Annotated in this window: 15 protein-coding genes; 10 read left to right on the top strand and 5 right to left on the bottom strand. The window is 63.9% G+C overall.

From position 1 onward, the window contains the following. Positions 1-58: 58 nt before the first annotated feature. The 4 genes from FVP33_RS12615 to FVP33_RS12600 all read right to left on the bottom strand — a co-directional run bounded on the left by FVP33_RS12615 (position 59) and on the right by FVP33_RS12600 (position 4,881). Positions 59-784, bottom strand: coding sequence for an ABC transporter ATP-binding protein (locus tag FVP33_RS12615; protein WP_246142319.1), 726 nt, complete (start codon positions 782-784; stop codon positions 59-61). Then, positions 781-2,637, bottom strand: a complete 1,857-nt coding sequence (locus FVP33_RS12610; RefSeq protein ID WP_147784009.1) for a branched-chain amino acid ABC transporter ATP-binding protein/permease — start codon at positions 2,635-2,637, stop codon at positions 781-783. Before FVP33_RS12610 ends, FVP33_RS12615 begins: the two co-directional genes overlap by 4 nt. Next, positions 2,637-3,554 (bottom strand): branched-chain amino acid ABC transporter permease, encoded by a 918-nt coding sequence (locus FVP33_RS12605; RefSeq protein WP_147784008.1) that lies wholly within the window; start codon positions 3,552-3,554, stop codon positions 2,637-2,639. Before FVP33_RS12605 ends, FVP33_RS12610 begins: the two co-directional genes overlap by 1 nt. 97 nt (positions 3,555-3,651) lie before the next feature. Continuing rightward, positions 3,652-4,881, bottom strand: coding sequence for an ABC transporter substrate-binding protein (locus tag FVP33_RS12600; RefSeq protein WP_147784007.1), 1,230 nt, complete (start codon positions 4,879-4,881; stop codon positions 3,652-3,654). Positions 4,882-5,106: 225 nt separating this feature from the next. On the opposite strand from FVP33_RS12600, the gene FVP33_RS12595 reads away from it, so the two are divergent. The 10 genes from FVP33_RS12595 (at position 5,107) to FVP33_RS12550 (ending at position 13,301) form a co-directional block, all read left to right on the top strand. Next, a complete protein-coding gene (locus FVP33_RS12595; protein WP_147784006.1) occupies positions 5,107-5,916 on the top strand; it encodes an N-acyl homoserine lactonase family protein in 810 nt (269 codons plus the stop codon). A gap of 2 nt (positions 5,917-5,918) precedes the next feature. Next, positions 5,919-6,728 carry an N-acyl homoserine lactonase family protein gene (locus FVP33_RS12590; protein WP_147784005.1) on the top strand — a complete coding sequence of 270 codons (810 nt, stop codon included), beginning with the start codon at positions 5,919-5,921 and terminating at the stop codon, positions 6,726-6,728. Then, complete coding sequence (locus FVP33_RS12585) at positions 6,725-7,579, top strand: SDR family NAD(P)-dependent oxidoreductase (protein WP_147784004.1); 855 nt, start codon at positions 6,725-6,727, stop codon at positions 7,577-7,579. Before FVP33_RS12590 ends, FVP33_RS12585 begins: the two co-directional genes overlap by 4 nt. Then, positions 7,576-8,481, top strand: coding sequence for an NAD(P)-dependent oxidoreductase (locus FVP33_RS12580; RefSeq protein WP_147784003.1), 906 nt, complete (start codon positions 7,576-7,578; stop codon positions 8,479-8,481). Before FVP33_RS12585 ends, FVP33_RS12580 begins: the two co-directional genes overlap by 4 nt. Then, positions 8,478-8,876 carry a cupin domain-containing protein gene (locus FVP33_RS12575; RefSeq protein ID WP_147784002.1) on the top strand — a complete coding sequence of 133 codons (399 nt, stop codon included), beginning with the start codon at positions 8,478-8,480 and terminating at the stop codon, positions 8,874-8,876. The genes FVP33_RS12580 and FVP33_RS12575 overlap by 4 nt, the downstream gene beginning before the upstream one ends. A 2-nt stretch (positions 8,877-8,878) precedes the next feature. Further along, positions 8,879-9,277 carry a carboxymuconolactone decarboxylase family protein gene (locus tag FVP33_RS12570; RefSeq protein ID WP_147784001.1) on the top strand — a complete coding sequence of 133 codons (399 nt, stop codon included), beginning with the start codon at positions 8,879-8,881 and terminating at the stop codon, positions 9,275-9,277. Continuing rightward, on the top strand, positions 9,270-10,154 hold the full coding sequence (locus FVP33_RS12565; protein ID WP_147784000.1) for an NAD(P)-dependent oxidoreductase: 885 nt from the start codon (positions 9,270-9,272) through the stop codon (positions 10,152-10,154). The genes FVP33_RS12570 and FVP33_RS12565 overlap by 8 nt, the downstream gene beginning before the upstream one ends. Before the next feature lie 119 nt (positions 10,155-10,273). Next, positions 10,274-10,984, top strand: coding sequence for a GntR family transcriptional regulator (locus tag FVP33_RS12560; RefSeq protein ID WP_147783999.1), 711 nt, complete (start codon positions 10,274-10,276; stop codon positions 10,982-10,984). 83 nt (positions 10,985-11,067) lie between these two features. Further along, the gene (locus FVP33_RS12555) at positions 11,068-11,838 is read left to right on the top strand and encodes a carboxymuconolactone decarboxylase family protein (RefSeq protein WP_147783998.1); all 771 of its coding nucleotides are present in this window, start codon (positions 11,068-11,070) and stop codon (positions 11,836-11,838) included. Further along, complete coding sequence (locus tag FVP33_RS12550; protein WP_147783997.1) at positions 11,835-13,301, top strand: NAD-dependent succinate-semialdehyde dehydrogenase; 1,467 nt, start codon at positions 11,835-11,837, stop codon at positions 13,299-13,301. The genes FVP33_RS12555 and FVP33_RS12550 overlap by 4 nt, the downstream gene beginning before the upstream one ends. 39 nt (positions 13,302-13,340) lie before the next feature. Here the strand turns inward: FVP33_RS12550 and FVP33_RS12545 are convergent, their stop codons facing one another. After that, the gene (locus FVP33_RS12545) at positions 13,341-14,114 is read right to left on the bottom strand and encodes a carboxymuconolactone decarboxylase family protein (protein ID WP_147783996.1); all 774 of its coding nucleotides are present in this window, start codon (positions 14,112-14,114) and stop codon (positions 13,341-13,343) included. Between the last annotated feature and the right edge of the window lie 23 nt (positions 14,115-14,137).

Genomic DNA, 14,137 nt, shown 5'->3' with positions numbered 1-14,137 from the left:
GCTCTGCGCGGAAGCCCGGCAGAGTAGATTGTCCCGTTTCTGGAACTGCGGTGCATGGCTAGCCCAAATAAGCGTCGATCAGGGCGCGCCCGTCGGCGTTCACGTTCTCTGAATTGCCTTCCTCGACAATCCTGCCGCCGCTGAGCACATAGATGCGGTCGCAGACCTGGAGTGCAAGGTCGACGCGTTGTTCGACGAGAAGGATGGAGCGACCGCGTTCACGTAGCGTGATGAGGGCCTGCGCCATATCTTCGATTGCGAGGGGAGCGAGACCGAGTGACGGCTCGTCGAGAAGCATGAGGTCGGGGTCGCTCATCATCATCCTGCCGATCGCGACCATCTGTTGTTCGCCGCCGCTGAGTGCCGTGGCCGGTCGCGAACGGTAGCGTTCGACGACGGGAAAGAGCTCGAACACCGACTCGAGCAGCCGCTCGGTGCGCTCGTGGTCGCGACGGAGGTGAAGGCCGCCCAGACGCAGGTTGTCTTCGACTGACTGGTCGAGGAAGAGTCGGCGACCCTCGGGCACGAGAGCGACGTGGCCGCGCGCGATGAGGTGTACCGGCATTCTCGAGACGTCGGTTCCGAGCACCGAGATCTGCCCGCGGCGCTGCTTGATCATGCCCATGATGGCGCGGAGGACAGTGGTCTTCCCCGCGCCGTTGGGGCCAAGCAGCGCGACCGCCTCGCCGCGTTCCACGCGGAGGCTGATGTCGTGGATGACGTCGTAGCGTCCGTAGCCGGCGCTCAGGCCGGCGATATCTAGTGCTTGCACGGTGTCGCTCACTGTCCTAGGTACACCTCTCGTACTCGTTCATTCGCCCGCACGTCGGCGGCCGTTCCGGTCGTGACCAGTTCGCCTGCGGCGAGAACCGTGACCTCATCGCACATCTCGAAGATGAACCGTGTCTGATGCTCCACGACGATAACCGTGACTCCTGCTCGTTTAAGGCCGCGCAGGATTTCCGACACCTGCTCGACCTCGCCCGACGAGAGGCCGGCGAGCGGCTCATCCAGGATGAGGATCGACGGCTCAGCGATGCAGGCCGCGGCAAGTTGTGTGAGCTGCTCGACTCCGTGCGGCACGTCGGCCACACGAGTGGTCGCCCACCCCGAGGAGAGCCCGACCGAGGTGAGTGCCGCGATCGACTTCTGCGCGATCGCGCGCGAATCCCGGCGGGCTCCCATCAGCAGGGGCCAGATGGGCGATCGAGCCGCAATCCCGGGGAAGCGACTGTAGAGTCCGATTCCCACGTTCTCCTGGGCGGTCAGTTCGCGGACGAGCACAGCAGATTGGAAGGTGCGCATGACGCCGCGCCTAGCTCGTGCGGGTGCGCGCAGCCTCTCGATCCGCACACCGTCAGCGGTGATAGTTCCCGAGTTCGGTGACATCCGCCCTGACATGAGGTTGACGAGCGTGCTCTTGCCCGACCCGTTGGGGCCAATCAGGCCGTGGATGTTTCCGCGCTTGACCACCATGTCAACGTTGTTGAGGGCGAGCACGCCTCGGTTGTAGCCGAAGACGATGTTCTTTGCGGCCAAAGCCACCTCGTCGACGGCAGGCAAGGCGCGTGTTGTGCTGACGGCTTCCTGGGGAGCGAGGTGGGCGTAGGCGATGGGGGTTGATGCGTCATCCTCGACGGCTTCGACAACCACCGCAGTCGGACGAAATCGCGCGCGGATCCGTCGTGCCAGACTGCCGACGAGGCCCATGAAACCTTGCGGGAAGAACACGATCACGACCACGAAGATGAGTCCGAATATCACTTCTTGGAGGAAGGGATCGATGGACACGACTACCGGGAATGCGCTGACGAACGCTGCGCCGATGATTGGACCGAGGCGCGTGTTTATCCCACCGAGAATGACCATCACGAGGATGTTCACCGACACTGTCCAGCTGAATTGGCCAGGTGAGATGAAGCCGAGGAACGAGAACGCCCAGCCGGCGAGGCCCGCCAGCGACGCGGAGAGCCCGAAGATACCCACCTTCATCACGGAGGTGCGGACCCCCGCGGCGGCAGCAAACGGTTCGGCGTCGCGAATGGCGAGCAGCACCGGGTAGAGCGGGGAGCTGCGGATGCTCCAGATGATGACGATGGTGACGAGCAGGGAGAGACCGACGCACCAGGCCACCGAGGAACCGAGGAACGCGAGTCCCGGCGGGAAATCCGGGAACACGGGCCCCGCGATGCCTTGAAGTCCACCGGTGAAGCTGAAGTCGCTGAGCAGCACGACGACGACCAGCGTGAAGATGAAGGTCGTGATCGCGAAGTAGAGGCCGCTGACGCGGAGCGACAGGAAGCCGAGGACGAGCCCGACGATCCCGACCCCGGCGATCGAGAGCGGCAACAACAGGAAGAGGTTCCAACCGAACTTGGAGTTGAGCAGCGTGGTCGAATAGGCGCCAAGCGCGAAGAGCCCGGCGTGGCCGAGAGAGTAGAGGCCCGTCACGCCGGCGACGAGGTCGAGGCTGAGGGCGAGGATAGCGAAGATCGCGGCCACGAGCACCAGGGACTGAGTGCCGTAAGAGCCATTGGCGACGCCGAAGGTCGACGCGAGGTAGGCGACGAGGAGGACGACCATTCCGATGGTCACTCGGCGCGAACGGGGACTTTGTCGTGCGAGGAATGTGCTCATCAGTTCGCTCCCTTCAGCGTCGCAGTGCGGCGTCCTATGCCGGAGGCCAGTCTCTTGAGGGCATCGCCCGACGCGAAGAGACCATGGGGCGCGAGCAGGAGAACGACCACTACGACGACGAACGGGAACCAGTCGGATGCCTGCGACCCAATGAACGTGTTGGCGCCCACTGAGAGCACGCCGAGCACGAGGCCGCCGCCCATTGCGGCGGCTGGCCGCTCGATCCCTCCGATCATGAGAGCGACGAACCCGGTGATGCCGTAGGTGTCACCGAGATACGGGTTGGCGTAGGTGATAGGGCCGATCAGCACACCAGCGGCACCGGCGAGCAGGCCGCCGATCGCGAAGGCGGCGACTGCATAGGCCGTGACCCTTGCGCCGATGGCCGACGCCATCTCGGGATCGGAGGAGATGGCCATTCCGACCTTGCCGAAGAGGGTGCGACGACGGAAGATCTCGAATCCGACCACGGCGACCACGGCGACGATTATGGCGAGCAGTTCCTGGAGGGTAATGGAGGCGCCGCCTATCACGAGGTTGTCACGGTTGAGGAGTTTGGGGAATCCCTGCGACGTCGGGCCGTAGATGATCGCCGCCGCGGACTGGAGCACAATTGCGACCCCGAGGGTGCTGACGAGCCAGGCAAAGCTGAACCGGTCAAAGCGCAGGACGGGACGCACGGCCACGAAATAGATGACCACACCCGCCGCGGTCGAGGCCGTGAGCCCCACCGAGATCGACAGCCAGTCGGGCAAACCGGCCTTGCTGAGACCGGCAGTCAGCATGATCGCCACCATGAGAAGTTGGCCGGTGGCGAAGTTGATCACCCGTGTGACGTAGAAAACGACGGCGAACGCCATAGCAACGAGCCCGTAAACGGCACCGATCGACAAGCCGCTCAGGAGTACCTGGAGCATTTCTTTCCTTCTTCTTGGAGCGCGATGCCGCACAACGCGGCGGGACACCGCGCTCGGCCAGAGCAGCCTCTGGCCGAGCGCGGCTCTCGGGCAACTTCTAGCCGAGCGGTTCCCACGATTTTGACGTGGTGCTGAACTTCACTAGCGTCAGCTGGTCCTTGTTGATCGTGGTGTGCTGCTGTTCGGTGAACGTCAGCTTCCCGGTCAAACCGTCATAGTCGGTGATGCTGTTGAGCTGGTTCTGCAGGCTCTGCGCGTTGGTCGACTTGCCCTTTTCGATCGCCTGCTTAAGCATGTAGATCGCGTCGTAGCTCAACTCCGCGAACGGCGTCGAGTCCTTGTTGAACTTGGCCTTGTATTTCGTCTGGAAAGTCTTGAGCGCGTCGGTGGGGTGCACCTCGGTGCTGAGGAGCGCCGAGATCATGCCGTCCGCCTGGTCCTTGGCAAGGTCGGAGAATGTCGAGTCCGCCGATGTCTCGTCGTTGCCGAGGAAGGTGAAATTCGCACCGAGGCTTTTGGCCTCCTGCACGAACGAGGCCTGGTCCTGAGGCGTAAGCCATACATCGACGCAGTCGGCACCGGAGGCCGTGATCTTGTCGATCTCCGACTTCAGCCCGACCGTTGCTCCCGTCGACCAGTTCTCGGTGATCGCATCTTCAAGCGCCAGTTTCTTGCCCTTGGCATCGAAGACCAGCTTGATACCGGCCAGTCCACCGAGCCCGTAGCTGCTCGGATCATGCAGCACCGCGAGGCCCTTGCAGTTCTTCAGCGCATAGTCCGCCACGGCGCCACCCCACGCGAAGGTATTGAGGCTCGTGCTGAACGCGTACGGGAACGGCGGCTTGTCGGGGCCGTCGGGATACACGGTCAGGCCTCCATCGTCCACGGCGCCGATGACGGGGATCTTCTTTTGGCTCGAGAGCGACGCCGTGGTCGGCCCCGTGTCCGGCGACCCGACGATGGCGATGGCGCCCTCGCTGACCAGCTTGTTGAAGAGCTGCGAGGAGGTGGTCGCGGATGCGCCGTCGTCGTGTGCCTCGAACTTTAGCTTCTTGCCGATCACGCCACCCTTGGCGTTGATCTCGTCGATGGCCATCTGGGTGCCGTTGACGACGGCCTGACCGGTCGAGCCGTAGGCGCCTGTCGTACCGGCGATGCCGCCGATGAGTATCGTGCCGGCGGAGGTGGAGCCGGAGCCGCCGGACGCACAGGCGGTCAGCGCAAGCGCGGACACCGCCACGATGCTCGCTGCCAAAAATATTCGCTTCATTGCAAATTCACCATTTTCTGCTGTTGACCGTTTGCCCGTCGCCAGACTCTTCGGCATTGAAGTTATTACGGTATGATTGTCGGACAATCACGTTTATTGTATGGGGGTCGACGACTCCAATGTCAAGCCAATGTGAAGGACAATGTTGGCGGACGCGTGAAACTGCCCGAATTCTCACGGGGGACTTGCGCACTATTGTAGGACAATCATATAGTCAGTCAATCGCATCGGATTTTCGAGCCGAAGTGACGCCTGCTCGAGTATGGAAACGAAGGAGTTGCCATGGCCAACCAGAACGACAGCAAGACCCTCACCTCGGTCCTCTCGGTGAAATATGGGGAGCGGGTGGTGCGAAAGAGCGACGTCTTTCACGACTACGCCCAGTACGGCCAGCCCGATGGCGACCTCGACATGGACTACAACTTCTGGGTCATCCGCAGCGGTGGGAAGATCATCCTTCTCGATACGGGCTACGACATTGCCAAGTTCGACTGGCTGGGCGAGATCAGCGTCACTCCGACACCGAAGTGCCTCGAGATTTTGGGCATCGACCCGCTCGACGTTGATGCCGTCATCACGAGTCACTTCCACTACGACCACATCGGTTACCTCGGGCTGTTCGCCAACGCCGCAGTCATCTCGGGGCAGCGCGAGTGGGACTATTGGATCGGCAAGCTCGACGCCGGTCAACTTGATGGGGAGTTCTCGACGCCGGATGACCTCGCACCGGTCGTCGCGGCGCAGAAGGACGGCCGGTTGCGACTGATTTCCCAGGAGACCGAGGTGTTCCCGGGCATAACCGTCTACCCTGTCGGCGGCCATTGCCCCGGCGAGCTGCTCACCCGCGTTGAGACCGCGGGAGGTGGCCTGATCATGACCGTCGATGCAGCTCACTTCTACGAGCAGGTCGAGCACGAGTGGCCGTTCTTCGCCTACACCGACCTCGATGAGATGAAGCACGGACTCAGCTTCATCAACGAGCTCGCGAAGAGGACAGGCGCAACCGTCATCCCCGGCCACGATGCCCGTGTTCGCGACCGTTTTCCCGCTGCGGAAGGGGCGGCAGGAGCCATCGCGACGGTGCTCGCCTGATCATGGAGACCAGCGAGAAGTACGTCGTCAGCATCATCAGGCACGGCACGCGGTCGACCGTGAAGAGTGATGTGTTCCTCAACTACCCGCTCTATGGCGAAGCCGACGCCGAGATTGAGATGGACTACTTCGCCTGGGTGGTCCGCAACGACATGCGCACTGTCATCGTCGACACGGGCTTCTCGCGCGCCGGCGGCGAGTCGCGCAAGCGAACCTTCCTGCTCGACCTGCCGGAGACCTATTCCGCACTCGGCATCGACCCCGCTTCGTCGCCCCAGGTGATCATCAGCCACGCCCACTACGACCACACCGGCAACCTCGATCACTTTCCGAACTCGGAAATCTTCCTCGCCCGGGACGAGTACGACTTCTGGACTGGCAAGTTCGCCGCGCGCACGCAGTTCCACCATTCCATAGAGGAAGAGGACCTTGAGGGCATCCGTCGCGCGCACGACGAGGGTCGCCTCACGCTCATCTCCGGAGGTCACACCGTTGCGCCGGGAATCGAGATAGTCCAGGTAGGCGGCCACACCCCGGGGCAATGCGTGGTGAAGGTGTCGACGAGCGAGGGGGTGGTGTTGCTCGCGAGCGACGCCATCCACTTCTATGAGGAGTACGAGGCCGACCGGCCGTTCACCTATGTCGCGAACCTGATCGACATGTATGCGGCCTTCGACACGATTCACGAGATGGAGCGGTCGGGCGAGGTGCAGCATGTGGTCTCCGGCCACGATGCGGACACTCTCGGTCGATTCGCCCCAGTGATCGGCGAGTTCGCGGGTCTCATTGCGACCATCGGGAAACTCTCGTGATCTCCGACCGGTTCGCGGGCAAGATCGCGATCGTGACCGGCGCCGGCGGCGGCCTCGGTCGCGCATCCGCCGAGCGCCTCGCCTCCGAGGGGGCCCAGGTGGTCGTCGTCGACATTGATGGCGAGAAGGCTTCGGCCGTTGCCGCATCGCTGCCGACGGCGTCGATCGCGGTGAAGGCCGACATCTCCGAAGAAGACCAGGTCGACGCCTACATGGCCGCGGCCGTCGCACGGTTCGGGCGGGTGGATCTCTACCACCTCAATGCGGGAATCTTCGGCACCTTCGACGCCCTGCCCGACATCAGCGTCGCCGACTTCGACCGGGTGATGAACGTTAACGTGCGCGGACAGTTCCTCGGCTTGCGGGCGGCCTTCCGCCAGTTCAGGACCCAGGGCGGCTCGGGCACGATCGTGGTGACGGCGTCCATCGCGAGCCTCACCGGTAGTGCTGACCTCTTGCCATACCAGACCTCGAAGCACGCCGTAGTAGGGCTCGTGCACGGAGCGGCTGTCTACGGCGGACCACTCGGCATCCGGGTCAACGGCGTCGCGCCCGGCATCGTGCCGACGGAGCTGTTCGCGTCTGCGGCCACCGCTACCGGTGGCAAGAACGACATGGAGAAACGGGCGTCGACAACACCCCTGCGCCGCGCGGGCACAGCGGACGAGATCGCTGGTGTCGCCGCCTTCCTTCTCAGCGACGACTCGGCGTATGTCACGGGTCAGATCGTCTCCGCCGACGGTGGCGCGACGATCGTCAACACGGTGCGCCCGGCGGGCGGGGCCGGCGCGTGGGATCCAACCGGGATCGACGAGGCACTGTACGGAAAGAACTGGAACACGGAGAAATGACCGACACACGAATCGGATTCATCGGACTCGGCAACATGGGCGGCCGCATGACCGCCTGCATCCTCCGCGCCGGCAAGGAGGTGCTCGGCTTCGACGCGAAGACCGAGAACATCGCCACCGTCGGGGCGACCCCCGCAGCGTCGGCTGCGGCCGTTATGGAAGGGTCGGATGTCGTCCTCCTGTCGCTTCCCGACAGCAGGGTCGTCGAGGCGGTCGTCCTCGGCGACGACGGACTGCTCGCACACACGAAGCCGGGCCAGGTTGTCGTAGACCTCAGCACCTCGGCCCCGGAGTCGACCCGTCGCATCAGCGCGCTGTTCGCCGAGAAGGGCGTGCAGTTCATCGACGCGGGAATCTCCGGCGGTGCCGCGGCGGCAGACAAGGGCACATTGACCCTTATGGTCGGCGGCAGCGAGGCTGCCCTGAATTCGGTGCGCGACGTGCTCGGTTACTTCACCACCAACGTCTTTTACGTCGGGGCGACGGGCGCGGGTCACACGACGAAGCTGCTCAACAACTTCCTTAACGCGGTCGCCCTCTCGGCGACCGCCGAGGTCATGGTCGCGGCGAAGAAGGCGGGGCTCGACCTTGCCACTGTGCTCGAGGTCTTCAACAAGAGCTCTGGCGTCAACTTCGCCACGATCAACCGCTTCCCGAAGATCATCACCGGTGACTACCTCAAGGGTGGCCTCACCAACACGCTCATGATGAAGGACGTCACGCTCTACGCCGACCTGCTCGCGCAGCTCGGTGTCGCGAGTCTGAACTCGGCGGGGCCGATGGCGAGTTTCGGTCTGGCCCGCGCGCTCGGCTACGCCGATGAGATCAGCAACACCGTCGTCGACGCGATCGGCGACATCTCGGGCGGGATCCGCCTCTACGACGGAGAGGTCGAAGCATGATCATCATCACTTCGGAAAAGCAGGCGGGGACCGCAGGCAAGAAGGGTTCCCAGTTCACGGGGACCGCGTATCCGTACCTCACCATGGCGGCGACCGACGGCGTCACCATCAACACGGTCAATTTCACACCGGGGGCTCGCACCTTCTGGCACCACCACGAGCAGGGGCAGATCCTGCAGGTGCTCGCCGGACGGGGACTCATCCAGAGCGAAGGTGAGCCGGTGAGGGTGATCCGTGCGGGCGACACCGTCTGGGTGCCACCGGGGGAGACACACTGGCACGGGGCTGCACCGGATTCCTTCATGACGCACACGGCGATCTCGCTCGGCGTCACACAGTGGGCCGACGCCGTGTCGGACTCGGACTACACAACAACACCGAGCAACGAGGACTAGCAATGACAAATGACAAGACCCACAGCGAGAGCTACGAAGACGGGCTCCGTGTCCGTCGGGAAGTGCTTGGCGCGGCGCACGTCGACAAATCACTCGGTGCGGTAAGCGAGTTCTCGCGGCCCATACAGGAACTCGTGACCGAATACTGCTGGGGTGTCGTGTGGAGCAGCGACGGCCTTCCGCGCAAGACCCGCAGCCTCCTCAACCTGGCAATGCTGACCGCACTCAACCGTTCCCACGAGCTCGGTGTCCATGTGCGCGGTGCCCTCACGAACGGCGCAACGGAGGCAGAGATCCAGGAAGTGCTCCTGCAGACCGCGATCTATGTCGGCGTGCCCGCGGCACTCGAGTCGTTCCGGGTCGCCGACAAGATCCTCAAGGAGACTGCGAAGAATGACTGAGAGCGGAGCCATTACCACGATCGGCTTCATCGGGCTCGGCCACATGGGCGGCCCGATGACCCGACGCCTCGTCGACGCGGGATTCGCGGTGCAGGCATACGACGTGGTCGAGCAGGCGCGCGCGGCGGCGGTGGCCGCCGGGGCGACGGAGGCGGAGGTTCTCGGGGCCGCCGCTCGAGGAGCGGACGCCGTCATTCTCATGCTCCCCAACTCGCAGATCGTCGCGAGCGTTGTGGGCGACCCCGGGCTCATCGCGGCGCTTGCGCCCGGCACGCTCATCATCGACATGAGCTCGTCGGAGCCAATGAAAACGCGCGAACTCGCCGATTCTCTCGCGCGGGTCGGAGTGCCGATGATCGATGCTCCCGTCTCGGGAGGGGTGAAGGGCGCCGAGACCGGCAAGCTCACGATTATGGTCGGCGGGTCTGACGAGGACGTGGCTCGCGCCTGGCCGGTGTTCGAGGCGCTCGGCAAGCCCGTGCGCGCTGGCTCGATCGGCTCCGGCCACGCGGTGAAGGCCCTCAATAACCTCCTCTCGGCCACTCACCTCCTGGTCACCAGTGAGGCGATTGTCGCCGGTCGGAAATTCGGCCTCGACCCCGAGGTCATGCTGTCAATCTTCAACGGATCGAGTGGGCGAAGCGGCTCCACCGAGAACAAATGGCCGAACTTCATTCTGCCAGAGACCTATAACTCGGGGTTCGGACTCCGGCTGATGCTCAAGGACATGAAGATCGCCGTGCAACTGGCCGAGCAGGCAGGCGCTCCGGGCGAACTGGGCGCTGATGCCGTCGCGGTATGGGAGCGTGCCGCAGCGGACCTGCCCGCGACGGCGGACCACACCGAAATCGCACGGTGGTTGGCGGAGAAGACCTGAGCGACTCACGCGGAGAACGTGACGTGGAGGGACAAGAATGACTGGAAATTGACAAAAAAGCACAAATAAATGGAGAGATCGTATGACGACGTACATTCCGGCTACGTATAGTATCTGACATGGCCACCACCAATTCCCTCGCTGAGTCCTGGACCGCGGAACCGATGGGCCGCGTCGCGGCTCCCCTGCGCGAGCAGGTCATCGCTGCGCTACGACAGGCGATCATGGAGTTCCAGCTCAAACCGGGCCAACGTCTGGTCGAGCGCGAACTGATCGAACAGCTCGGAGTCTCGAGGACGACGATCCGCGAGGCAATTCGGGAACTGGCATCTGAGGGTCTCGTCACCGTCGTTCCGCAGCGCGGAGCAATGGTGAGTGCACCGTCGCTCGAAGAGGCGATTGACCTTTATGAGGTGCGCGCTGCGCTCGAGTCGCTCGTCGTGGAGCATTTCGTGGGCCGAGCGACCGACGACGAGGTGGAGAAGTTGATCGCCACCATTGACAATCTCGAGGCCGTCACAAATCGCACTGACGACATCCGGGAGACCCTCGCTGCGAAGGACCGGTTCTACGCCGTGCTGATCGCGGGTGCGAAGAGCGCGGCTCTCCAGCAGCTGCTCGAGGGTATCCAGGCGCGGGTGCAGGTGCTGAGGGCGACATCGCTGTCAGAAGCCGGCCGCTCCCACGAGGTTGTGACGGAGCTTCGTGCCGTGGTGGAGGCAATCAAGGATCGCAATGGTGGACTGGCATCTCAGCTCACCGCAGCGCACGTGCGGAAGGCCTCGATCACAGCCCTCCACACTCTCCGTGAGGCCGAAGCGACCAGGTAGTTGCGGTACTGCGGTGTCCCGCAGTCGTCTAGCGGTCTTTCCCCCTGCGTGTTCCTGCACCATGAGAACTAAGGAGAAAGACGATGGCACTCAGTGCCCACCAGAAAGAAATCAAGGACGAGTTCATCCGGGTACGCGGAGTGTGGGGTGACGCGTGGGAGAGCATCCTTGTGCTCGACCCCGACTATCTCCTCGCCTACCTCAATTTTTCGGCCGTGCCGTGGCGTCAGAACCACCTCGACGACAAGGTCAAGGAATTCATCTATATTGCGGTCGATTCGGCCGCAACGCACCTCTACTCCCCGGGTATCCGCCAGCACATCAAGGCGGCTCTTGCTGCCGGCGCCACCAGGGAAGAGATCATGGAGGTGCTCGAGTGCACCTCGACTCTGGGCATCCACGCGATGAATGTCGGAGTGCCCGTTCTGCTCGAGGTGCTCATCGAACGCGGTGACCGCGTCGGTCCGGCCGAGCTCGACGAGTACCAGGAGAAGGTGAAGGCCGACTTCACAGCGAACCGCGGCTACTGGAACCCGACCTGGGACGAGATGCTCGAGGTCGACCCGCGACTTTTCGAGGCCTACACCGAGTTCTCGTCGGTGCCGTGGAAGCACGGTCACCTCAGCCCGATGGTGAAGGAGCTCATCTACATCGCCTTCGACACCTCGGCGACCCACCTCTACAAGGTAGGACTCAAGCTGCACATCGAGAACGCCCTCGGCTACGGCGCAACACCGCAACAGATCCTCGAGGTCATGGAGATCGCGAGCGTCATCGGAATCCACTCGGTCACCATGGCCGCGCCGATCCTGCTCCAAGAGCTCGCGGCCACGACTCCCGGCGCGCACGCGTGAGCGCCGAGACCGAAGCGGCCGTGCTCGCGAGCGTGCCGAAGGGGCTGCTTCGCGGCGGCCGGTGGGTCGACTCGTCGACGGGCAACACCCTCGGCGTCGAAGACCCCAGCACCGGCGAGGTGCTCGTGCAGGTCGCCGACGCGAGCGTCGAGGACGCCCTCGCCGCCATGGACGCGGCCGTCGCAGCCCAGCCGTCCTGGGCCGCGACAGCGCCACGGGTGCGCGGCGAGATCCTCCGCCGCACCTACGAGATCATGACGGAGCGCAACGAGGATCTCGCGCTGCTCATGACACTCGAGATGGGCAAACCGATCGCCGAGTCCCGGTCGGAGGTGGCCTACGCGGCCGATTTCTTCCGCTGGTTCGCCGAGGAGGCAGTGCGGCTCGACGGCTCGTGGTCCACGGCGCCCGACGGCAAGTCACGGATCGTCACGTTGAAGCAACCGGTCGGCCCGTGCCTGCTGGTCACGCCGTGGAATTTCCCGCTCGCCATGGGTGCCCGCAAGATCGGCCCGGCCGTCGCGGCGGGCTGCACGGTCATCGTCAAGCCCGCCAAGCAGACCCCGCTGTCCATGCACGCGATTGCGGCAATCCTGACCGAGGCGGGCCTGCCCGACGGTGTGCTGGGCACGGTGACGACATCGAAGGCATCGGCGGTCGTGAGCGCACTGATCGACGACCCGAGGCTGCGCAAGCTGTCCTTCACCGGCTCGACGGAGGTGGGGCAGTCGCTCGCTGGACAAGCGGCAAAGGGACCCATTCGCCTCTCACTCGAACTCGGAGGCAATGCGCCCTTCGTGGTCTTCGAAGATGCCGACGTCGACCACGCGGTCGACCAGGCGATGCTCGCCAAGCTCCGCAACAACGGGGAGGCATGTACCGCCGCGAACCGTTTCTACGTGCACGAGAGCATCCTCGACGAATTCTCCTCGAAGTTCGCCGCCCGCTTCGAGACGCTCGTGGTGGGGCGTGGCACGCAGGCCGACGTGACGCTCGGGCCGCTCATCGACCAAGCCGCGGTGGACAAGGTCGAGGGTCTCGTCGCCGCGGCGGTGGCCGAGGGCGCCATCGTCCTCTATGAAACACCGCTGCCGAATGCGACAGGGTATTTCTCGCCGGCGAGGGTGATCACCGGGGTGAGCGCCACCTCCCGTCTCGTCGCCGAGGAGATATTCGGGCCGGTTGCTCCGATCGTCGCCTTCTCCAGCGAGGAGGAGGTGCTCGGCTGGGCGAACGATTCCGAGTACGGACTGGCCGCGTACCTTTTCACGCGCGATCTCGATCGCGCCGTGCGCATGTCCGAGCGGCTCGAGGCAGGCATGATCGGAGTGAACCGCGGTGTGCTCTCGAACCCGGCAGCGCCGTTCGGCGGCATCAAGTCGAGCGGCTACGGCCGTGAGGGCGGGCACGTCGGGATCGACGAGTACGTGGAGACGAAGTACCTCTCGCTCAACGTGGGGTGAGCCCGCGGGCCGGCGGGGGAGACCCCGCCGGCCCGTCGGTCACAGCTGAATGTCTCGCTCGGCGAGCTCCTTGGCGAGAATCGGTACAGCCGTCGTCACGGCGTGGATGCCGAGCACGCTCGAGATCTCCATGACCTCGAGGATCTGCTCGACGGTCGCGCCATGGTTGAGCGCGTTGCGGATGTGCAACTTGGTGCCGGGCACGTAGAGATGAGTTGCGGCGATGTCATACGAGATGTAAATGAGCTCCTTCTCGGCCGGGGAGAGGGTGCCGGTCTTCCACGGAACCGAGGAGAACTCGGTGTAGGCACCGAACATCTCCGGATCGAGCTCGAGCATCTCGTTCCAGAAATCGTGCCAATACCCGCGCACCTCGGTGAACTCGGCCTTCAGGCGCTCCTGGTATTCCTTGAGCGGCGACGGCCCGGTGCGCCCGAGTTCCTCAAGCACCTCGACGAGCAGCGGGACCCCGATGTTCATGGTGTGGATGCCGAGGGTCGAGGCGAGCTCGAGTACCTCGATGATCTCGTGTGGGGTAGCACCCAGGTCGAGCGCCGCCGTGATGTGGGCATGGATCCCGGGCACGTAGAGGTGCGTTGCGGCGGCGCTCACTGAGAGGTAGCAGAGCTCTTTGAACTTGGGCGAAAGGTAGTTCTTCTTCCAGGGGACCATGTACAGGTGGAGATAGGCGGCAACGAATTCTGGATCAATCTTGAGCACGGTCTGCCATGGGTCCCCCCAGGATCCCCGGGCGGCTATGAACTCGGCCTTGATCTCCTCTTGACGGGCAGAAAGTGACTCGGTGACGGTCATCTGATCTCCTTCGTGAACAACTA

The sequence above is a fragment of the Lacisediminihabitans profunda genome (assembly GCF_008040105.1).
GTDB classification, from domain to species: domain Bacteria; phylum Actinomycetota; class Actinomycetes; order Actinomycetales; family Microbacteriaceae; genus Lacisediminihabitans; species Lacisediminihabitans profunda.
This window is presented reverse-complemented; position numbering and strand designations above follow the sequence as displayed.